The organism is Bradyrhizobium sp. Cp5.3 (assembly GCF_000426265.1).
GTDB lineage: Bacteria > Pseudomonadota > Alphaproteobacteria > Rhizobiales > Xanthobacteraceae > Bradyrhizobium > Bradyrhizobium neotropicale.
Genome location: NZ_AUFA01000019.1, coordinates 121,744 through 141,753, shown reverse-complemented (window position 1 = coordinate 141,753; position 20,010 = coordinate 121,744). Strand labels below are relative to the sequence as shown.

Annotated in this window: 22 protein-coding genes; 6 read left to right on the top strand and 16 right to left on the bottom strand. The window is 63.6% G+C overall.

Annotated features, from left to right (window positions below; all coding sequences use genetic code 11):
- The 3 genes from K289_RS0124510 to K289_RS0124500 form a co-directional block, all read right to left on the bottom strand.
- Positions 1-268, bottom strand: a 268-nt coding sequence (locus K289_RS0124510) for a transposase (protein ID WP_035685604.1), incomplete at its 3' end; no start/stop codon positions are given.
- Positions 269-653: 385 nt separating this feature from the next.
- Positions 654-854: a hypothetical protein gene (locus K289_RS0124505; RefSeq protein ID WP_027553972.1), complete on the bottom strand. Its 201-nt coding sequence runs from the start codon at positions 852-854 to the stop codon at positions 654-656.
- Position 855: 1 nt separating this feature from the next.
- Positions 856-1,977 carry a hypothetical protein gene (locus K289_RS0124500; protein ID WP_156918164.1) on the bottom strand — a complete coding sequence of 374 codons (1,122 nt, stop codon included), beginning with the start codon at positions 1,975-1,977 and terminating at the stop codon, positions 856-858.
- Positions 1,978-2,393: 416 nt separating this feature from the next.
- Between K289_RS0124500 and K289_RS0124495 the strand changes: the two genes are divergently transcribed.
- Together K289_RS0124495 and K289_RS0124490 are read left to right on the top strand one after the other, a co-directional pair.
- A complete protein-coding gene (locus K289_RS0124495; RefSeq protein WP_027553970.1) occupies positions 2,394-3,896 on the top strand; it encodes a metallophosphoesterase in 1,503 nt (500 codons plus the stop codon).
- Between the two features lie 93 nt (positions 3,897-3,989).
- Positions 3,990-4,802, top strand: coding sequence for a tetratricopeptide repeat protein (locus K289_RS0124490; protein WP_027553969.1), 813 nt, complete (start codon positions 3,990-3,992; stop codon positions 4,800-4,802).
- A gap of 190 nt (positions 4,803-4,992) precedes the next feature.
- On the opposite strand, the gene K289_RS0124485 is transcribed toward K289_RS0124490, so the two are convergent.
- The 10 genes from K289_RS0124485 to K289_RS0124440 form a co-directional block, all read right to left on the bottom strand.
- Entirely contained in the window at positions 4,993-5,967 is a 975-nt protein-coding gene (locus K289_RS0124485; protein ID WP_027553968.1) for a type II secretion system F family protein, read from the bottom strand.
- Positions 5,968-5,976: 9 nt separating this feature from the next.
- Positions 5,977-6,954: a type II secretion system F family protein gene (locus tag K289_RS0124480; RefSeq protein WP_027553967.1), complete on the bottom strand. Its 978-nt coding sequence runs from the start codon at positions 6,952-6,954 to the stop codon at positions 5,977-5,979.
- Between the two features lie 13 nt (positions 6,955-6,967).
- A complete protein-coding gene (locus tag K289_RS0124475) occupies positions 6,968-8,431 on the bottom strand; it encodes a CpaF family protein (RefSeq protein WP_027553966.1) in 1,464 nt (487 codons plus the stop codon).
- A 21-nt stretch (positions 8,432-8,452) separates the two neighbouring features.
- Positions 8,453-9,721 carry an AAA family ATPase gene (locus K289_RS0124470; protein ID WP_027553965.1) on the bottom strand — a complete coding sequence of 423 codons (1,269 nt, stop codon included), beginning with the start codon at positions 9,719-9,721 and terminating at the stop codon, positions 8,453-8,455.
- Positions 9,718-10,452, bottom strand: a complete 735-nt coding sequence (locus tag K289_RS0124465; RefSeq protein WP_027553964.1) for a CpaD family pilus assembly protein — start codon at positions 10,450-10,452, stop codon at positions 9,718-9,720. Before K289_RS0124465 ends, K289_RS0124470 begins: the two co-directional genes overlap by 4 nt.
- A gap of 20 nt (positions 10,453-10,472) precedes the next feature.
- Positions 10,473-11,948, bottom strand: a complete 1,476-nt coding sequence (locus tag K289_RS0124460; RefSeq protein WP_027553963.1) for a type II and III secretion system protein family protein — start codon at positions 11,946-11,948, stop codon at positions 10,473-10,475.
- A gap of 11 nt (positions 11,949-11,959) precedes the next feature.
- A complete protein-coding gene (cpaB, locus tag K289_RS0124455) occupies positions 11,960-12,760 on the bottom strand; it encodes a Flp pilus assembly protein CpaB (RefSeq protein WP_027553962.1) in 801 nt (266 codons plus the stop codon).
- Between the two features lie 129 nt (positions 12,761-12,889).
- Positions 12,890-13,414, bottom strand: a complete 525-nt coding sequence (locus K289_RS0124450; RefSeq protein WP_027553961.1) for a prepilin peptidase — start codon at positions 13,412-13,414, stop codon at positions 12,890-12,892.
- Positions 13,415-13,543: 129 nt separating this feature from the next.
- Positions 13,544-13,684: a hypothetical protein gene (locus tag K289_RS50670; RefSeq protein WP_198024755.1), complete on the bottom strand. Its 141-nt coding sequence runs from the start codon at positions 13,682-13,684 to the stop codon at positions 13,544-13,546.
- A gap of 76 nt (positions 13,685-13,760) precedes the next feature.
- Complete coding sequence (locus K289_RS0124440) at positions 13,761-13,925, bottom strand: Flp family type IVb pilin (protein WP_027553960.1); 165 nt, start codon at positions 13,923-13,925, stop codon at positions 13,761-13,763.
- 275 nt (positions 13,926-14,200) lie between these two features.
- Between K289_RS0124440 and K289_RS0124435 the strand changes: the two genes are divergently transcribed.
- From K289_RS0124435 to K289_RS0124420, 4 genes are all read left to right on the top strand, one after another.
- Positions 14,201-15,028, top strand: a complete 828-nt coding sequence (locus tag K289_RS0124435) for a sterol desaturase family protein (protein ID WP_027553959.1) — start codon at positions 14,201-14,203, stop codon at positions 15,026-15,028.
- Between the two features lie 158 nt (positions 15,029-15,186).
- Positions 15,187-15,684 carry a pilus assembly protein N-terminal domain-containing protein gene (locus K289_RS0124430; protein ID WP_027553958.1) on the top strand — a complete coding sequence of 166 codons (498 nt, stop codon included), beginning with the start codon at positions 15,187-15,189 and terminating at the stop codon, positions 15,682-15,684.
- A gap of 223 nt (positions 15,685-15,907) precedes the next feature.
- A complete protein-coding gene (locus K289_RS0124425) occupies positions 15,908-16,486 on the top strand; it encodes a TadE/TadG family type IV pilus assembly protein (protein ID WP_027553957.1) in 579 nt (192 codons plus the stop codon).
- A 59-nt stretch (positions 16,487-16,545) separates the two neighbouring features.
- Complete coding sequence (locus tag K289_RS0124420) at positions 16,546-17,127, top strand: TadE/TadG family type IV pilus assembly protein (protein WP_245283986.1); 582 nt, start codon at positions 16,546-16,548, stop codon at positions 17,125-17,127.
- Between the two features lie 128 nt (positions 17,128-17,255).
- Here the strand turns inward: K289_RS0124420 and K289_RS0124415 are convergent, their stop codons facing one another.
- The 3 genes from K289_RS0124415 to K289_RS0124405 form a co-directional block, all read right to left on the bottom strand.
- Positions 17,256-17,468, bottom strand: a complete 213-nt coding sequence (locus K289_RS0124415) for a cold-shock protein (protein WP_027553955.1) — start codon at positions 17,466-17,468, stop codon at positions 17,256-17,258.
- Positions 17,469-17,737: 269 nt separating this feature from the next.
- Positions 17,738-18,025 carry a translation initiation factor IF-1 gene (infA, locus tag K289_RS0124410; protein ID WP_027553954.1) on the bottom strand — a complete coding sequence of 96 codons (288 nt, stop codon included), beginning with the start codon at positions 18,023-18,025 and terminating at the stop codon, positions 17,738-17,740.
- 26 nt (positions 18,026-18,051) lie between these two features.
- The gene (locus K289_RS0124405) at positions 18,052-19,542 is read right to left on the bottom strand and encodes a DEAD/DEAH box helicase (protein ID WP_027553953.1); all 1,491 of its coding nucleotides are present in this window, start codon (positions 19,540-19,542) and stop codon (positions 18,052-18,054) included.
- Between the last annotated feature and the right edge of the window lie 468 nt (positions 19,543-20,010).

The following is a 20,010-nucleotide window of genomic DNA, read 5'->3' as shown; positions in this document are numbered from 1 at the left end:
TGCGGCGTGCCTCGCGTTCCAGGCGCCGGCTGGATTGCACCCGATTGAGATAACCGTAGATGTACAGCTTCAGGAGGACTGCCGGATGATAGGAGGGCCGGCCCGTCTCCTTGGCGATCACACGTTCGAACCCCATTCCATGTAGGTCGAGCGCCTCGACAAAGGCATCGATGACATAAACGGCGTTGTCCTCGCTTACCCAATCCTCCAGGCATTCCGGCAAGAGCGTCAGCTGGGATCTATCCGCGCCTTCAACGAAACGTCCCATCCGCACCCCCCATCAGGAAACGGAGGAATCGTAGCCGACTCGCGACTTTTCACACAGCCAGGGTCACGAGGCGACATTCCGGGGGCGGGATCGCGTGTCCGCATTACCCTCGAAAACAGACATCCCGGATTTATGAGTTCACGACCCAGCTCAATCTTCCGGGACGAGGTCAGCCGAAGCATGTCGCGGATAATCTGCGCCGGCCCGGAAAACCGGGCACGAAAATGCGCTCTAGCGGCGAGTTGTGGTTTCGACCTCGATGCTACTGACCTCCAGCCCGCAGGATCGTGCGAGAGCCCGCAGCTCGAGTTGGATCGTCTCGAGCTGATGGCTGTCGAGGTCTCGATCGATCGTGACCGTAGCGACGAGCGGCTTCTCCGTTTCGCTACTTCCTGGCCTTCTTCTTTTTCTTGGCTTTTTGCGCGTCACGATAGGCTTGGGTCGACTTCCAACCTTTCTCAAATTCCTTAACTCCGGCCTGGAATTGACGAAGCAGTTTGCGCGTCTCTGTGCTCTTGGGTGTCACCGCAATCCGGATAAACGTGCGACCCTTGTTGACGCGTTTGTGGACCTGGATATCCGCCATGCTAATTGCCCCTTGCCGTTGCCTGCAAGCGGCCCCGACGGGGGCCTGCCCCTTGCCAAGGTTTTCTGATGTTATCGGAGAATTCGGAGGCGTGGAAGATGCAGGGAGCGCCATCGATGCCTCTCAGCATGTACCAATCCGGCGCAGCGTCGTAAGTGTCCTCAATATCGACCGGCACACCTTGCGCCAGCCGGACAAAGCTCGCGGCCATGTTGTGCTTTCCAACCAGGTCGAAGATGTTGGTTGCGGAGGAAAACCGGCCTGCGTTGATTTCCGTGATGCAAGGAACGCCGCGCGCATTCTCCTTGAGATCCACGCTGAAAACGCCGGACACCTTTGCATCAAGCAATCGGATTGCACGTGTACAGGTGTCGACGACCTTCGGTTCGAACACGGTCTTTGCGAGGGCTGCTACGGAAGAAACTTGCGCTGGTTGGCTGCCCGTCCCGAGATAGGAAAGCCGTTCATAGGTCTTGATCAGCACCAGCTCGCCGTCCTTCCACAGGCTTTGACAGCCGAAATCGCGGCCCGGCAGGTACTCTGAAAGCATGAACGAGGAGACAGGCACGCCGCGCATCTCCTTCCAGTACCGGATCCAGCTGCGCGCCTGCTCCGGCGTCCGGACCGGCAGCGCACCAAGCGCGCCGGCCCCGTCCCGAACACGGCACCACAGCGGCCTGCCGCCCCTCAGCTCCTGAAAGATCTTGGTGATGTGCCTCAGATCCTTCACCTGATGGCTCGCGGGGGCGTCGACGCCGTTGTCGCGCAAGAGCGCATTGAGACGGTACTTGTCCCGGCAGATTTCCAGCACGGATGTGGGTGGCAGGAACAGATACTCGCTCAGCTGCTTGCGCACGCGCGACAGGCTATCCGGATCAGAATCAACCGTAGGAACAATGAGATCCAGGCGTTCTGTTTCGACAATCCATCGCAGTGCCTGGGACCATTCCGGGTGGTCCACGGGCGGAACGAGATAGTGTCTGTCCGCGTCGGATTTCTTCAGAGTGAACTGGTCGTCGTTACAGCCGACGATGAAGACAGGCTCGGCCCCCCTTCGCAGGCTGCGGGCCAGATTGTTGCTCGGAGCGTGACCAGCGTTCGTAAAGAGCAATCGCGCAGCCAACTGACTTCTCCTGCGTCTCACAGGGATATGTCGCCCATTGAAAAGACACTATGGATCATACGACGTAAAATAGACATTCAATTCCCACTGGGCCTTCTCCGACCGGGCCTTCGCCGCGATCGGACCGGCGGCGTGATGACCTTGCTTTTGTCCAGCATGCATCCACGCGGCTATTGCTGGCTGCCGCTGATGAGCCACGTCCTCGCGAAACGATCTTCGGACTCGCCTCGTATCTTGCTGTGAGAACAGCCGTTCACGCGACGCCGGCAAAGAAACGGGTGCAGGGCTTTACTAGCGCTGCGGTTGTGGCATTATTGTAGGGCATTTTAGATTGTGATTGCGTATTTTACCCGTATCGGGCGCAAGCATTTCTCTCATCGCTTTGGCGGCGCAGCATTCACAATGAGGCGGCGCAAATGGATAGGTCGTTCGTCATTGCGCAGATTTCCGACCTGCATCTGGACGGATCGGGCCGGCTGCTTCCCACGATCGAGGCGCTCGGGACAGCGCTAGGCGAGAGGATGGCACAGTTTTCGGCCGTCCCCGATCGTATCCTGTTGCTGACCGGCGATCTCGTGAACGATCCGACGCCGCGCGCGCTCGACGAGGCGCTTGCGGTCATCGCCTCCTTCCGGCAAAGCCGCTTGTTCACAGACATCCAGGCGATCGCCGGCAATCATGACGTCAAACGCCCGAGCCAGCGCAGCGGCCGGCACGATGCCTATGACTACCTGCATCTGCCGCGGACGTCGAAGAGCGTCTACTACCGCCAGTCAGGGCTCGACCTCGTGCTGCTGGATTCCAATAATGCCAGCCTGACCACGCTCGCAGGCAGCACGATCGATGAGAGCGCTTACAGCGCGGTGGTCACGCATTCCGCGCGGCTGAGCGTCGAGCTCGCGGGCAGCCTGGGCTCGGCCGAGCGCGCCGATTACGCCGAGCCCGTCGACAATCTGGTACGCGTGCTGGCGCTGCACCATCATCCGCTGCCGCAGGCCACCGGCGAAGGAAAACGCTTCCTCGGCGTCCCCGACGAGCCGCTGATGTATCTCGCCGCGCCCGCGACCTTTCTCGAAGCGGCCACCTCGCTCAACGTGAATCTGGTCCTGCATGGTCACCGGCATGTCGAGGGTCTCGCCCGCTATTCGATCCCCGATCCGCGCGCCACCCGGAGCGAGGGTGGCGAGGATTTCTGGCGCACGATCTACGTGCTCTCCTGTCCGTCCTCGACCGGGCAGGGCGGCGACGATGCCGGCTTCAACATCATCCATTTCGGGCCGTCGCCCGACATGGGCGGCCCGCAGCACCGGTTCGCGATCGCCCGCTATTGCCGGCCGCGCAATGACGGTGCCTTCAGGCCGCTCGACAGCAACCTGCCGGACGGCATCATCAGGCTGCCCACGGAGCGCGATTTCTCCCGCGATCCCGCCTTCCAGGCGGCGATCGAGATCGCCTCATGCGCGACGCCCTGGCGGGATCAGCTTCCGGCGCTGATTCGTCCGCTGCTGGTGCGACGCGCCTTCTACGATGACCGTGAACTGAGCTGGGCGGAGGCGCTTTACGCCTATCTCGTCACGTCAAGGGTGTGGAATGATCTCGACAGCAAGTCCACAAAATCGGTGTCCAGGCACGTGCTCAAGGCGTTGGCTGCGGCGGGGGCGCTGCTGAGCCTGTTGGTCGAGCAATCGGCGGATGTCCTCGGCATCGACCGCGGTGAGCTCGACGATCTCCGCGCAACCCGGGTGATCAATCGCGCCGACCTGCTGCGCCAACTGCCCAGGATGCCGCGCGGCGGCATCGACGAGCAGCAGCAGATCCGGCAGAGGCTGCAGCTGCTGCGGGAGCTGAACGATCAGGTGAAGGCGCTCGGCCTTGATCTCGGCCTGGGCGGCGAGGCGCCGCCACAAGCGCCGCCTTGAGAGGCCACGGAGCTGCCGTTAACCGGCCGTTAGGGTTAACAGTCTATTGCTGATGCGTTCGGCTCGATCAATCGGCTCCAGAGTCAAGGCGTCATGCGTCAACGGTTCAGTCTAGCCCGGCTTCTTGCGTCCACGTCGCTGGTCGCGGCGCTAGCCGCGGGCCTTGGCGGCTGTACGGCCATGTCGAAGCTCTCCGACGCCACCGGCTCGGTCGCGCCGCGCGCGGAAGCTGCTCCCACTGATCCCGCTCGTGCCGTCGAAGCCTATGGCGAGCGCTACCGCGCAAATCCCAAGGATGCCGACGTCGCGCTCGCCTATGGCCAGGCCCTGCGCGCCAACGGCCAGCGCGCGCAGGCCGCCGCCGTGCTCGAGCAGGCGACCATCGCCCATCCCGGCAACAAGGCGCTGCTCGCCCAGTACGGCCGCGCGCTCGCCGACAACGGCAATTTTCAGCAGGCGTTCGACGTGCTGTCGAAGGCGCACTCGCCCGACAATCCGGATTGGCGCCTGCTCTCGGTGCAGGGCACTGCGCTGGATCAGATGGGCCGGCACGAGGAGGCGCGCAGCTATTACGCGGCCGCGCTGAAGATCGCGCCGGGCGATCCCGGCGTGCTCTCCAATCTCGGCCTGTCCTACATGCTGTCGAAGGATCTGCCGAAGGCCGAGGAGGCGCTGCGGCAGGCTTACGCCTCGCCGCGCGCGAGCGCGCGGGTGCGGCAGAACCTCGGGCTGGTGGTCGGCCTCCAGGGGCGCTTTGCCGAAGCCGAGACCATCGTGAAGGCGGATCTGCCGCCGGACCAGGCGGCGGCCAACGTCGCCTACCTCAAGGACATGCTGAACCGCAACGAGGCGCCGCGCGGTGCGGCGAAGCGGACGCCGGTCGCCTCCCTCAGCCAGCCTGACTGATCAAAGCCATTGCTGACGAGAGGTTGCCGGAGCTCGTGCGCCGCGACACCGATTGTGCCTGCCGCATCAGATGCTTGGTGAGATCCGCAGGGCATCAAGCCGGCGGTTGCCGGCTACTTTGCATGGGGTTGTTTTCGATATTTTTTGGATCGGCCGCGCGCGATCAGGCGGCGCCTGACCGCAGCGCGCCTTAGTGCAGCTCCGCGACCTTGATGCCGGTCGGTCCGAGAATGACGACGAACAGCACCGGCAGGAAGAACAGGATCATCGGCACCGTCAGCTTCGGCGGCAGCGCTGCCGCCTTCTTCTCGGCTTCGTTCATGCGCATGTCGCGGTTTTCCTGCGCCATGACGCGCAAGGAGTGGCCGAGCGGCGTGCCGTAGCGCTCCGCCTGCTGGAGCGCGAGACAGACCGACTTGACGCCTTCGAGCCCTGTGCGCCTCGACAGGTTTTCATAGGCGACCTTGCGGTCCTGCAAGTAAGACAGTTCGGCGGTCGTCAGCGTGAATTCTTCCGACAGCGCAATCGACTGGCCCACGATCTCGGTGGCCACTTTCCGGAACGCCATCTCGACCGACATGCCGGATTCGATGCAGATCAGCAGCAGGTCGAGCGCGTCCGGGAAAGCGCGCTTGATCGAGAGCTGGCGCTTGGAGATCGCGTTCTTGAGGAACAGCATCGGCGCCTGGAGGCCGAGATAGGCCGCACCGATGCAGATGCCGATCTTGACCGGCATCGACTGCTGCATATGCGCGATCAGGAACACGTAGAGGATCGAGCCGATGAGCAGGACCAGCGGGGCCACCATGCGCGCGAACAGGAAAGTGATGTAGGGCGCCTGGCCGCGATAGCCCGCCATGATCAGCTTCTCGCGCGCGGCTTCCTGCGCCAGCCATTTGGTGAGGTTGAAATCCTCGACGACCTTGGAGACGAGCTGCTTGGGGGTCTGGCGCAGCGTGACCTTCTCGCCCTTGGCAAGGCGCTCGCGCTCGCGCTGCCGGATCCGCTCGCGCTCGCTCGCCACCGCCTTCATGCGCTTGGCGAGGCCTTCGCCTGCGAACAGCGGCATCACCAGCGTATAGACGGTTGCGCTGGCGGCGATGGCCGCCAGCAGCATGGTCATGAAGCGGACGTCATGCAGTTTCGAGACGAGAAATTCGACCATGCGGCACCGTCAGAAATCGAAATTGATCATCTTCTTCATCACCATGATGCCGACCGACATCCAGATGACGCAGCCGACCAGCATGAGCTGTCCGGTGGGATGGGTCCACAGCAGCGAGATGTATTGCGGGGTGGTGAGATAGACCAGGAACATCACGATCGGCGGCAGTGAGCCGATGATGCCGGCCGAGGCCTTGGCCTCCATCGACATCGCCTGGATCTTCTCCTTCATCTTCTTGCGGTCGCGCAGCACCCTGGAGAGATTGCCGAGCGCTTCGGAGAGGTTGCCGCCCGATTTCTGCTGGATCGACACCACGATGCCGAAGAAGTTGGCTTCCGGCAGCGGCATGCGATCGTAGAGCCGCGCGCAGGCTTCGCCGAGCGGCATGCCGATCGCCTGGGTCTCGATGATCGTCAGGAATTCGCTGCGCAGCGGCTCCGGCGAGTCGGCGGCGACAACCTTGATCGATTCGAACAGCGGCAGGCCGGCCTTGATGCCGCGCACGATGACGTCGACCGCGTCGGGCAGGGCTGCCAGGAACTTGTCTTCGCGTCGCTTCTTCAGGAAGCTCAGCGCCCAGCGCGGCAGGCCGAGGCCGCCGGCAAAGGCGAGACCGACGGCGCCGATCAGGCCTCCGCCGACAAACAGTGCGACCGCGCCCAGCACGCCGCCCAATATGGCGGAGGCGATCCAGAATTTCTGCGGCGTCCAGTCGAGCCCCGCCTGCGACAGGCGGACGCTGAGCGGAACGCTCTTCTCCTGCTGACGCCGCGCCTCGAGGTCCTTCAGCGTGGTCTCGACCTGCTCGCGGCGCGAACGCTGGCTCTTCTCGGCCTGGCGGGCGGTTGGGGCCTCAGCCCGGGAGATCGAAGCCCGGCGGCTCTCCGCCTGCCGCTCGCCGGACAGCAACGGATAGAGGAAGACCCAGGCGATGCCGCCGGTGGCGGCGGTCGCGAGGAAGGCGAAGGCGAGGACTTGCATGTTCATGGCGGTACCGTGCTCACGCCTTTGCCGCGACTTCGGCCGCGTCGAGCGCTGCGGCAAGGCGCTTCTCCTCGCCATAATAGCGGGCGCGCTCCCAGAACCGCGGCCGGCCGATGCCCGTCGAGCGGTGCCGGCCGATGATCTTGCCGTTGGCGTCCTCGCCCACGAGGTCGTAGACGAAGACGTCCTGGGTGATGATGGTGTCGCCTTCCATGCCCATCACCTCGGTGATGTGAGTGATGCGGCGTGAGCCGTCGCGCAGGCGCGCGGCCTGGACGATGACGTCGATCGAGGCGCAGATCATCTCGCGGATGGTGCGCGAGGGAAGGGAAAAGCCGCCCATCGTGATCATGGATTCGCAGCGCGACAGTGCCTCGCGCGGGTTGTTGGCGTGCAGCGTGCCCATCGAGCCGTCATGGCCCGTGTTCATGGCCTGGAGCAGGTCGAACGCCTCGGGTCCGCGGACTTCGCCGACGATGATGCGCTCGGGACGCATACGCAGGCAGTTGCGCACCAGCTCACGCATGGTGACCTGGCCCTCGCCCTCGATGTTGGGCGGGCGGGTTTCAAGCCGGACCACATGGGGCTGCTGGAGCTGAAGCTCGGCCGCGTCCTCGCAGGTGATGACGCGCTCGTCGTGCTCGATATAGTTGGTGAGACAGTTGAGCAGCGTGGTCTTGCCGGAGCCGGTGCCGCCGGAGATCAGCACGTTGCAGCGGACACGTCCGATGATCTGGAGGATCTCCGCGCCCTCCGGCGAGATCGCGCCGAACTTGACGAGCTGATCCAGCGTCAGCTTGTCCTTCTTGAACTTGCGGATGGTGAGCGCAGGGCCGTCGATCGACAGCGGCGGCACGATGGCGTTGACGCGGGAGCCGTCGGCGAGGCGCGCGTCGCAGATCGGCGAGGATTCGTCGACGCGTCGGCCGACCTGGCTGACGATGCGCTGGCAGATGTTGAGGAGCTGCTGATTGTCGCGGAAGCGGATGCCGGTGCGCTGGATCTTGCCGGCGACTTCGATATAGACCGTGCCCGCGCCGTTCACCATGATGTCGGCGATGTCGTCGCGCGCCAGGAGCGGTTCGAGCGGGCCATAACCGAGCACGTCGTTGCAGATGTCGTCGAGCAGCTCTTCCTGCTCGGCGATCGACATCACGATGTTCTTGATCGCGATGATCTCGTTGACGATGTCGCGGATTTCTTCGCGCGCCGATTCGGAATCCAGCTTGGCGAGCTGGGCGAGGTCGATGGCCTCGATCAGCGCGCCGAAGATGGTCGCCTTGACCTCGTAGTAATTGTCCGAGCGGCGGGTCTCGATGGTCGGGGCGGGCTTGGCGGGCGCAAGCGGCGGCGAGGCAATGGCCGGCGGGGGCGGCGCGCGCGACACCGTGGGCGCCGGAGCCTGGACAGGCTCTGGCGACACGGCACCGGGCTTGGGAGCCCGAAAGTCGGTGTCTGTTCCGCTACGCTTACCGAACACTTAACAACTCCATGCGGCGGCTTATTTTCCCCGCAACTTGTCAATCAGGGGTGAAAGCAGGGACGTCTTTTGCTTCTTGGTCTCGCTGCGGCCGGTCAGGCGCTGGGCGATCTGCAGGAACATCTCGATCGACTTGTGGTTGGCCGAGATCTCCGCGACCATCTGACCGTTGTTGGCCGCGGATCCGAAGATCTGCGGCTCGAACGGGATCGAGACGATCGGCTGGCTCTCGATTGCCTTGGCAAACTCGGTTGCGGCGATTTCCGGCCGTTTCGGGATGCCGACCTGGTTCAGGCAGTAGAGCGGCGGGCGGTCGTTGGGACGCGCGGCTTTCAAGAGATCGAACAGGTTCTTGGTGTTGCGCAGGTTGGCGAGGTCCGGCGCCGCCACGATCAGGATGTCGTCGGCCCCGATCAGCGCGCGCTTGGTCCAGCCCGACCATTGATGGGGAATGTCGAGCACGATGCAGGGCATGGTGGAGCGCAGCGTGTCGAACACGGCATCGAAGGCGTCGGTGCCGAAATCATAGACCCGGTCGAGCGTCGCCGGCGCAGCCAGCAGGCTGAGATGGTCGGTGCATTTCGACAGCAGGCGGTCGATGAAGGCGGTATCGACACGATCGGGCGAGAACACCGCGTCAGCGATGCCCTGCGGCGGATCCTGGTTGTAATCGAGCCCGGCCGTGCCGAAGGCGAGGTCGAGATCGGCGACGACCGCGTCCATGGCGAGGTCGCGCGCGATCGCCCAGGCGACGTTGTGGGAGATGGTGGAGGCGCCGACGCCGCCCTTGGCGCCGACCACCGCGATGATGCGGCCGACCGCCTTGGCTTCGGGCGCCGAGAACAGGTTGCAGATCGAGCGCACCACGTCGATGGCGCCGACCGGCGCGAGCACGTAGTCGCTGACGCCGCGGCGCACCAGCTCGCGATAGAGCATGACGTCGTTGATGCGGCCGATCACGATGACGCGGGTGCCGGCGTCGCAGACCGTGGCGAGCTGGTCGAGGCCGGTCAGCAGATCATTGCGGCCGTCGCTCTCCAGCACGATCACGTTCGGCGTGGGCGCCGAGCGGTAGGCTTCGATGGCGGCCGCCATGCCGCCCATCTGGATCTTGAGATGGGCCTTGCCGAGACGACGATCCTCGCCGGCCGATTGCACGGCGGCGGCGGTCTCCACGGTCTCGCAGAAGGCCTGGACAGAGACGCGCGGCGCAGGCGCGATATGCTCCTCGATCGGCGGCGGAGAAGCCTCCGGCTGCTCTTCTTGAGTCTGGCGAGCGTAGCTGATCATTTGCCGGTGTCGCTGAGTTTGGCCTTGTCGGCTTCAGGATAGGTGACCGCGGTTGAAGTCCCCTTGCGATACTTATCGAAGAGGACGGTGCGCCGCGGGGTGTACGATGGCGTTTCGGGCCGGGGCTGCTCGAGGTCCGACGGATTGTCGACCATGGCGGCCATGTTGCGCTGATAGGCGCAGCCGAAATTGTAGTATTGCTTGTTCTCGAACCAGCTCCTGTTCTTCATCGACGGACCGACGTCCTCGGGCCACAGGCCGCAGGGGCCCGCAACCGCGGCGATCTTCGAATAGGTCAGCCGGATCGGCGGCAGGAAGCGCTTGTCCTCGGGACGGTAGGGGCGGACCATGACTGCGCGCGGCGGCACGCCGGCGGCTGCCATCATCGCCTGGATCTCGCGCAGCGACTCCGCCGCCGGACGGGCATTGGGCGTGTCGGCCGGCACATCGATATGGATCGCACCGGTGCCCTCGCGCAGCCAGGTCGAGGCGAGGCCCATCACGTCGGCGCGCTGGGCCGCCGTCAGGCCGCCGCGGGCATGGCCGACGAAGACGACGATCGAGCGGTTTTGTTCTTCGATCGCGATCGGGTGACGCTGCTTGTAGTCGTCTGGAATGGAGGCGGTGACCGCCTCGTCGTGCTGGCAGCCGCCGAGCGCGAGCGCCATACCGACGAGCGCGCCACCGAGGCGGATGGCGCCCTTGCGAGTCTGGGGTAATCTTGTGATCATAGCGAAGTCCCCGTTCCGCCTCAGTCGGTAATGAAGCCGTAGGTGCCGCGGTAATTCCGCGCCGGTTCGGTCCGGCCAGGCACGCCGTAGATGCGATTGATGTTGCCGATCAGCTCGGCCTGCGGATCGGCGGGTGCGGCAAAGCCGTCATCCGGACGCGACAGGTCCTTCTGCGCCACTGCGCGCACGATATAGGGCGTCACGATCACGACCAGCTCGGTGGTGTTGTTGACGAAGTCGCGGCTGCGGAACAGCGTGCCGAGAATCGGCAGCTGCATCAGCCCGGGCAATCCGCTGACCGCCTGCTTGGTCTGATCCTGGATCAGGCCGGCCATCGCCATGGCCCCGCCGGAGGGAATTTCGAGCGAGGTCTCCGCCCGACGGGTCTTGATCGAGGGCACCGTCAGCGAGTTCACCGAGGTCGAGGTCACGGCCTGCGACAGGGTGACCGAATTTTCGTTGGACAGTTCCGAAACTTCGCTCATCACCCGCAGGCTGATCTTGCCTTCGGTCAGCACCACCGGGGTGAAGTTGAGCGAGACGCCGAACTTCTTGAAGCTGATCTGGGTGGTACAGACATGCGTGGTGGGATCGCACGCATAGCCGGCCGGCACAGGAAATTCGCCGCCGGCGATGAATGTCGCCGATTCACCCGAGATCGCGGTCAGATTCGGCTCGGCCAGCGTGCGGATCACGCCTGCGCTCTCCATCGCGCGCAGAGTGGCCTGCACCGAAGGGGCTCCGCCGAACTTCGCGGTCAGATTGTTGCCGTCGACGAGATTGCGGCCGAGCGCGGTGAACGGGTTGGAGTTGGTGAAGGTCACCACCGACGTGCCGTAGTTGAGGCTCGCGGAGAGGTCGATGCCGAGCTGCTTGACGATGCTGCGTTGGACTTCGGCGACCGTCACCTTCAGCATGACCTGGTCGCGGCCGCGGACCACGATCGAGTTCACTACCTTGTCGGAGCCGCCGGCGAGCCGCGCGGCGAGATCGTTGGCCTGCTGCGCCTCGACCGGGTTCGCCGCCGTACCGGTCAGGACGATGCCGTCGCCGAGACCGTCTATCTGGATGTCGGAATTGGGCAGAATTTGCTTCAGCGCGGCACGAGCGCCGTTGAGGTCGCGCTTGACCGCGATGTCATAGGCCGCGATCTGCTGACCGGCGGAATCGAAGAACACGATGTTGGTCTGGCCGACGGAGGCGCCGATGATGTAGGCGCGCTGCGCCGAGCGCACCACCGCATTGGCGATCTTCGGGTCGGCGACCAGTACGTCTTTGATGTCGCGCGGAAGGTCGATCACGATCGACTTGCCGACGCCGAGCGACAGGAAGCGCGCGTTCATCTGGCCGTCGGTGGCGACCGGCGCCACGGGGCGATAGTCGGCGGCGACCACGGGCGTGAGCGCCGGATTGAGCGTCAGCGCGGCCACGGCGGAAAACGACAGGGCGCGGACCACCGCGGTCCGCAGCTTCGCCGTGTTGACCCTGCATGTCATCTCGCAAGCCCTCATCGTGCTTTCGCCGTCTGACTTTGAATGCCGTAGCGAATGATCGAAACACCCTCGCGGTTCTGCGAGGACTCATCGAGCGTGATCTCACTCATCTTGACGTCGGCGATGCTGCGTAGTGCCAGCGACAGCGTGCCGCTCTGGCGAGCGGCCGAAAGCAGCCTGGTCTGCACGGGATTGAGCTCGAGGGTGACGGTCTTGCCGACCACCGCGCTCTGCCCGTCCTTCTCCTTCGGCGCCTGGTCGATGGCCAGGACGCGGACATTGACCAAAATGATCTCGGAGGTGACGATGTCCTGGCCGCCGGCGCTCTGGTCCGGATTCTTGAGGCGGCGAGTCAGAAGCACGTCGACGCGGTCGTTAGGCAGGATGAAGCCGCCGGCGCCCGTTTCCGGCGAGATCTCGGTCGAGACGGCGCGCATGCCGCTCGGCAGGATTGCTGCCATGAAACCGGAGCCCTCGGCCTTCACCAGCTTCTGGTCGCGGATCGGCTCGCCCTGGATGAAGGGCGCCCGGGCGATCGAACCGGTGACCTGGGTCACGCCCTCGGGGCGTTCGTTGCGGCGGATGAAGGTGGGGCTGGCGGTCGCTGCCGGCCAGGTCTGCCATTGCACGTCTTCCGGCTTCACTGTCTGGCCGAGGCCGATGTCGTTCTTGGCCACCAGCACGTCGACGGTCGGAAGCTGCGCGACCGGAGCGGCGGGGGGCGGCGCAGAATTGTCCGAACCGCTCGCGAGGTACGCGGCGACACCGCCGGCGCAGATAGCGACCGTCAGGACGACAATGCGTGCCCTATTCATACGCTTCACTTTCCAACAAGAACGCCGCGACGCTGCCGCCGCCGTGATGGGCAGTTGACCAGCTATTCGTCAAAGCATGGTTAATGAGGCGTATCTAAATCGCCTTAACGCCGGGTTTATGCCGTGCGTTCAGCGCAGTGCGAGGTGGACGAGATCGATCGCCTTCACCCACTCGGTGTCCGGGTAGACCATCAGTGCGCTCGTCGCGAGCGCGATGCCGTAGGGGATGCCGCTCTCCTTGGCATGCAGCCGCGCCAGCCAGGCCTGGCCGGCAAGCCCGTACGGCAACGGCCATTGCCGGAACTGGAGCAACAGCAGCGTGAGTGCCCCGCCGAACAGCGAGGCGTAGAGCAGGAAGTTCATCAGCTGCGCGAAGCCGAACCAGAGCGCGACGGAGGCAGCAACCTTCGCGTCGCCGCCGCCGACCCAACCCATCGCGAAGCAGGTGAAGGCCACCACCAGCATGAGCGCACCGGCGCCGACATGGGTCAGCATGTCGTAAGGTGCCATGCCACCGGCAATGGCGAGCACGAAGAAGCCGGCGACCAGCGCCAGCGACACGCGGTTCGAGATCGTCATCGTGAAGAGATCGCTCGCCGCCGCGAACGCCATCAGGGCCGGGAACAGCATAAGGCGCGCGAGGTCGAGGATCATGGGCTGCTTCCTGGGATCAGCGCATCTGTCGCGGGATCGGGACGTCGCCGCACGCTAGCGGGGAGTGCTAAAGAAACCGACAACGGCGATCGCGACCTCGACGCCGGGAAAATCCGGGTGCGGGCTGACTCACCAGATGCTGGCAATTCGCGCCGCGAGCGCGACCACCGCGAGCAGCAGCGCGAGGCAAACCCAGTAGGCCGGCGCGTCGGTCCGCACCGTTTCCGCTTCGTTTGCCGCAAACGCGGCATCGGTCCTGTACTTACGCAACACTACGGGAACTCGATGTATCCAGAAAAACAAAGGCCCCGGAGGTCCGGGGCTTTTGCTGCGGCCTGTCCGCCGCTTATTTCAGCGAGGAGCTGATCGAGCCGAACTTCGCGTTCATCGTGGTGCCGAGGCTGTTGACCACGGTGATGATTGCGAGCGCGATGCCAGCGGCAATCAGACCGTATTCGATCGCGGTGGCACCGGATTCATCCTTCACGAAACGCGCAATAAGGTTCTTCATGAGCTAAACTCCATCTCAGGTGTGTCGGCCTCGGTCAGGCGCTGTCCTCTACGCGCTCGAAGATGGGAGCCGAGCTCTTTCGGTAGGGTTAATCCGATCGCGTAAACTCGAATGCTGGGCGATGCTTTTCGCCAGAGTGAATTTGACCTTAAGACATCCGCGGAATCCGACCCTGTTCGCGGCGCACCGAAAGAGATAACCGGCGGCGGCTTCACCCTCCCTTAAAGTTCGCAGAGTACGCCTGAAGGCGCCACGAACTGGAAGGAATGGCGACGATGTCGAGCCTGCCCATGCAAGTCGCCTTGATGCTCGGCGAGACCATCGAGAAGGTCGTGCCCATCACGCTCCTGCTCGCACTGGTGTTCACGGTGCTCGAGCACTTCTGGGCCTGCAATCCCGGCGCGCCGTGGTGGCGCAAGCGGGAGATCGTGACCGACATCTGCTACTGGTTCTTCGTTCCGGTGTTCGCCCGCACGATGCGGATCGGATTGTTGATCGTCGGCGCCAGCGTCGTCTTCAACATTCACGATGCAGACGAGCTCATTGCCTTCTACGACAACGGCCACGGCCCACTGTCGCAGCTTCCGCTGTGGGTGCAGGGCGCACTGTTCCTGGTCCTTTCCGATTTCATGCTGTACTGGCTGCATCGGCTGTTTCACGGCGGCGGGTTCTGGAAGTACCACGCGATCCATCACTCCTCGGAGGAGCTCGGGTGGATCTCCGCGGCCCGCTTCCATCCCGTCAACCTCATGCTCGGCACGATCGGCGTTGACGTCGTGCTGCTGATGGCCGGCATTTCGCCGAACGTCATGATCTGGGTCGGCCCGTTCACCACCTTCCATTCGGCATTCGTGCACGCTAACCTGAACTGGACCTTCGGGCCGTTCAAATACGTGCTGGCGACGCCGGTGTTCCACCGCTGGCACCACACCTCGCTCGAAGAGGGCGGTGACACCAATTTTGCCGGGACCTTCCCGATCTGGGATGTGCTGTTCGGCACCTTCCGTATGCCGGAGGGTGAACTGCCGCAGGAATACGGCAAGGACGAAGCGACGATGCCGAAGGAGATCGCGGGCCAGCTCGCTTATCCTTTCCGTCAATAGCAATGGTCCGGCCTGAAGCGCTGTAAAACGCAAGGCCGTTCAAACAATAGTCGGCAAATTTGCGGAACGTTCACGAATTAAGGGCAGGCTAGAGGGGTCGGGCGCCGGCTCCGCCTCGGTATCGCTTCTGCCGGTATGTGACGTCCCGGGAGTAGAGTATGCGTAAAGAGTTGCTGCGCCGTCATGCGCGCGTCTGTCTTCTGGTCGCGGCCGCCGTGCTGGCGTCACCCGCTGCCGGCCTCGCCGAATCCAGTGCCGACACCATTGCCGTCAATGTCGATCAGGCCAAGCTCGTCAGGCTGTCGGGCAAGGTCGCCACCATCGTGGTCGGCAATCCCCTGATCGCCGACGTCACGCTCCAGCCGGGCGGCATGATCGTCGTGACCGGGAAGGGCTACGGCGCCACCAATTTCATCGCGCTCGACAGGGCCGGCGAGATCCTGGTCGACCGCCAGATCCAGGTCGAAGGCCCGAGTGACCGGCTCGTCACCGTCTATCGCGGGATCGAACGCGAGTCCTATAGCTGCATGCCGATTTGCCAGCGCCGCGTGACGCTCGGCGATAGCGACAACTTCTTCAACACCACGATGAGCCAGGCCGGCTCGCTGAGCAACTCCGCCAGCGGCAACGCCGGCGCGGCCGCCAAGACTAACTAAAGAGACCAACTGACAAAGCCAGCAGGCAAGTCATCCGGGCGGGATCGATGGGTCCCGCTCGGATGCTCTCATGCGCGCGGAGGATGATGCGTGCCGCACACCAGCGTGGTTAACGCATCGTCAAGGGCGCGGTCCGCCGCGGACGGATTGTCTGAAACACTTAAACAATCAGTTTTCGCTATTGATCGGGCAGATGATCGCAACTGCTGGGGAATTTGACGCGATGCCATCGCCTGCACCTTCGAGGTTCACGCTCCGGACCGCGCTGCGCCGCTTTCGCGGCAACCGCCGTGGATCCGCGGCCGTCGAGTTTGCGCTGGTCGCCCCGATGTTCTTCGCGCTCCTGTTCGCGATCATCGAGACTGCGCTGATGTTCTTCGCGAGCCAGGTGCTCGAGACCATCACGCAGAATTCCGCGCGCGTGGTTCTGACCGGCCAGTCGCAGTCCGGCACGGTGGCGCTCTGTGCGGTGAACTCCGTGAGTACACCGTGCACGCAGGCGACGTTCAAGAACTACGTCTGCAGCCAGATCCCGGCGCTGTTTGACTGCAACAGTCTCATCGTCGACGTCGAGAGCTATTCAAACTCCTTCGCATCGATACCTGCCGCCGCCAAGCTTGATGCGTCCTGCAATCTCAACACCACCAGCATGGGATTCAGTCCCGGGACCTCCAGCCAGGTCGTCGTGGTGCGGCTCTACTACATATGGCCGCTTTTTGTGACCGGGCTCGGCTACAACATCTCCTGCAACAATAAGTTTCTTCTCGTTGCGTCGGCCGTATTCCAGAACGAGCCCTTCTAACACTGTCGGATCTGAGCAGAACCATGCAGGCGATTGTGAAATTCTTGCGAGATGGCCGGATGTCTGCGTTCCTTGCGGACAGCAGGGCGCTCGCTGCGACCGAATTCGCGATGATCGTGCCTCTGATGCTCGTGACCTTCTTCGGAACGGTCGAGCTTTCGTCTGGGGTGGCGATCGACCGCAAGGTCACCTTGATTGCACGAACCCTGTCCGATCTGACGTCGCAGTCCGCGGGAACGGTAACCGATGCCAACCTGCAGAACACGTTCACGGCGAGCATCTCGATCGTGGCGCCTTACGACGATACGCCCGTGAGCGGCACGATCGCTCAGATCTATATCGACGCCAACAGCAAGGCGGTCATTCAATGGAGCAAGTCCGCCATCATCACGAGCGGTGCGACGCAAGCCACGCTGACGGCTCCGCCTCCGGCTCTGGCGGCTAACACCACGGTCACCACGATGATTCCGCCAACGCTCCTGATTCCGTCGACCTACCTGATCTTCAGCCAGGTTAGCTACACCTACACGCCTTCGGTCAAATTCGTCTTGAAGACGGGCATCACGCTGAGCGATGTGTCTTACACGCGGCCGCGCCAGGCAGCTTGCATCGCCTATGGCGGCGTCCCGACGGCGTGCTGAAAATCGCACGATGAGCGAGCTCGCCGGTATCGGCGAGTAGCGTCGCATGAAAAAAGGCCGTGCGTTGCGCACGGCCTTTTCCTTTGGTTGGTTCGCACGAGCCGATCAGGGCCTTAAGGCCCCGAGGCTCAACCGGCGGTGCGGAGGTTGTCCGCTGCCGACTTGCCCGAACGGCGATCGGCGACGATCTCGTAGGAGAGCTTCTGGCCTTCGCGCAGCGTGCCGAGACCGGCGCGCTCCACGGCGCTGATGTGAACGAACACGTCGGCGCCGCCATCGTCCGGCGCAATGAAGCCATAGCCCTTGGTCGCGTTAAACCACTTCACGGTTCCCATGCTCACGGGGGTAGTCCCTTCTCAAATATGCAGTGTCTGAGCCCGCTCGCGCAGGCAGGTTAGATCGAATTTTTGGAAGGGTCGTCAGCGTGTCTGAACCGGCTGTACCGGTGGATGCTAATGTCGTCCGGCCGAAAATCGATTGTTTGATTTTATTGGAAATAGGGCTTCAAAACAATCCTGACGCGCACGATTTTTTGATCGGCCGCGATTCGCGCGGCCGATCAGCATACAGGTCAGCATTCTAGTTCCGCGCCTAGGCGCCAGAGGGCTGGTTAGCGGCGGCGGAACTGACCTCCGCGCGCAGCACCCCGCGGCGGGCCGCCGGGCGTCGAGGGACGTTCGTCCTTGTGGCGGAAAATCAGGCGGCCCTTCTCCAAATCATAGGGCGACATCTCGACCGTGACGCGGTCGCCCGCCAGGGTCTTGATGCGATTCTTCTTCATCTTGCCGGCGGTGTAGGCCACGATCTCGTGCCCGGTGTCGAGCTGGACGCGGTAGCGCGCATCGGGGAGGATTTCGGTCACCAGTCCTTCGAACTGGATCAGCTCTTCCTTAGCCATTTGATTGGTCTCCAGGTCGTGGACGGCTAGTGCGAATGTGGATTGCGGTTCGGTCGGCCGTTGGGACGACTCTCGCGACGCAAAAAGGCAACGCCTTGTATTCCATCAGGCTTGCCGGCGCTATGCGCGGGACGCTGTTCCGACCGATCGGCTGGTGAGGAGTTCACCTTACCACCGGAACGACGGCGGCGGCGAGACCCCTTCGACGACTTGTGGGCATCGCCGGGCCGGCCATCAACAGGTCTGCCCTCGACATGCCGTCCTTCGCCATGCCGACCATCACCGTGTCTTGCGCCCTGCGGCCGCTGGCCAGGGCGACCGGACCGGCCCGGCCGGTGATGCTGCGAAGCCGCGGGAGACGGAGCATGAGCGGCCTCGCGGCCGGCATCGGTGCGATGATCCTCCCGCGGCAGCGCCACCCGGATCAACCGCTCAATGTCGCGGAGATAGCTAAGTTCCTCGCCGCCCGCGACCAGCGAGATCGCAGTGCCGTCGGCACCGGCGCGCGCGGTGCGGCCGATGCGGTGCACATAGGTCTCGGGGACGTTGGGCAGGTCGAAATTGATGACGTGGCTGATGCCGTCGACGTCGATGCCGCGGGCGGCGATGTCGGTGGCGACCAGGGTGCGGATCTCGCCGGACCGGAACTGGGCGAGCGTGCGCTCGCGATGGTTCTGCGACTTGTTGCCGTGGATCGCGTTCGCGGCGATGCCGGCCTTGGCCAGCGTCTTCACGACCTTGTCCGCGCCGTGCTTGGTGCGGGTGAAGACCAGCGCGCGATTGATCGGCTCGTCCTTCAGGAGCTTGGTCAGGAAGGCGGGCTTCGCCGAGAAGTCGACCTGGAGGATGCGCTGGTTGATCCGCTCGGCGGTCGAGGAGACCGGGGTCACCGCGACGCGGGCGGGGTCACGGAGCATCGAGTCCGCAAGCTCGGCGATGTCCTTCGGCATGGTAGCCGAGAAGAACAGCGTCTGCCGCTTGATCGGCAGCTTGGCGACGATTTTGCGGATGTCGTTGATGAAGCCCATGTCGAGCATGCGATCGGCCTCGTCGAGCACGAGGAACTCGACGCTCGAAAGCTTGAGTCCGTTGCTCTGCACGAGGTCGAGCAGGCGACCGGGGGTCGCGACCAGGACCTCGACGCCCTGCATCAGTGCGCGGACCTGACGGCCCATCGGCACGCCGCCGATGGCGAGCGCCGAGGTGAGGCGGATGTGGCGGCCATAGGCATTGAAGCTGTCGAGGATCTGGCCGGACAGTTCGCGGGTCGGCGACAGCACGAGGACGCGGCAAGTCTTGGCCTGCGGCCTGATGCGGTTCTCGAGCAGGCGGTGCAGGATCGGCAGGGCGAAGGACGCGGTCTTGCCGGTGCCGGTCTGGGCGATGCCGACCACGTCGCGGCCGGTCAGGGCCAGCGGGATGGTCTGGGCCTGGATCGGCGTGGGGGTGACGTAATTTTCTTCACGAAGCGCGCGGGCGATGGGTTCGGCGAGGCCGAAGTCCTGAAACGAAGTCAAAAGAGGGGTTCTTTCATGTCAAAAGCGAACGCCCGGCGCAGTCAGCGGGGCGCGCGCAAAAGGGTGTCGGGAAGACACCTGCGTGTTTGGGGTGTCGGATGGCTTGGGTGATATGGGGCAAGCCAGAGGCCCGAATGGGCTTAAGAACACGCGGCTCGCAACGAGCCCTTGATTCGCAAGAACTCTCGGCCGTCATATGGAACATCGAGGGGGCGCTTTCAAGGCAGGTAGCCCGGCATTGCTGATTGCAGTGCAAAAATAGTTATGCCGGAAATTTAGACAGAAGCACTGTTTTGCTCAAAAGTTAGACTGATTGCCGCATTAGCATACATTTCACTCGCTCAAGTTTTGAGCAGATTGACTGCGGCGAAACTTCGATTTCACGGAAATTCAAAAGATAAAACAACGGCTTATTGGGTGATCAACCCATGGCATGGTTCTTGCGAATCCATTAATCGCTGGCGGCCG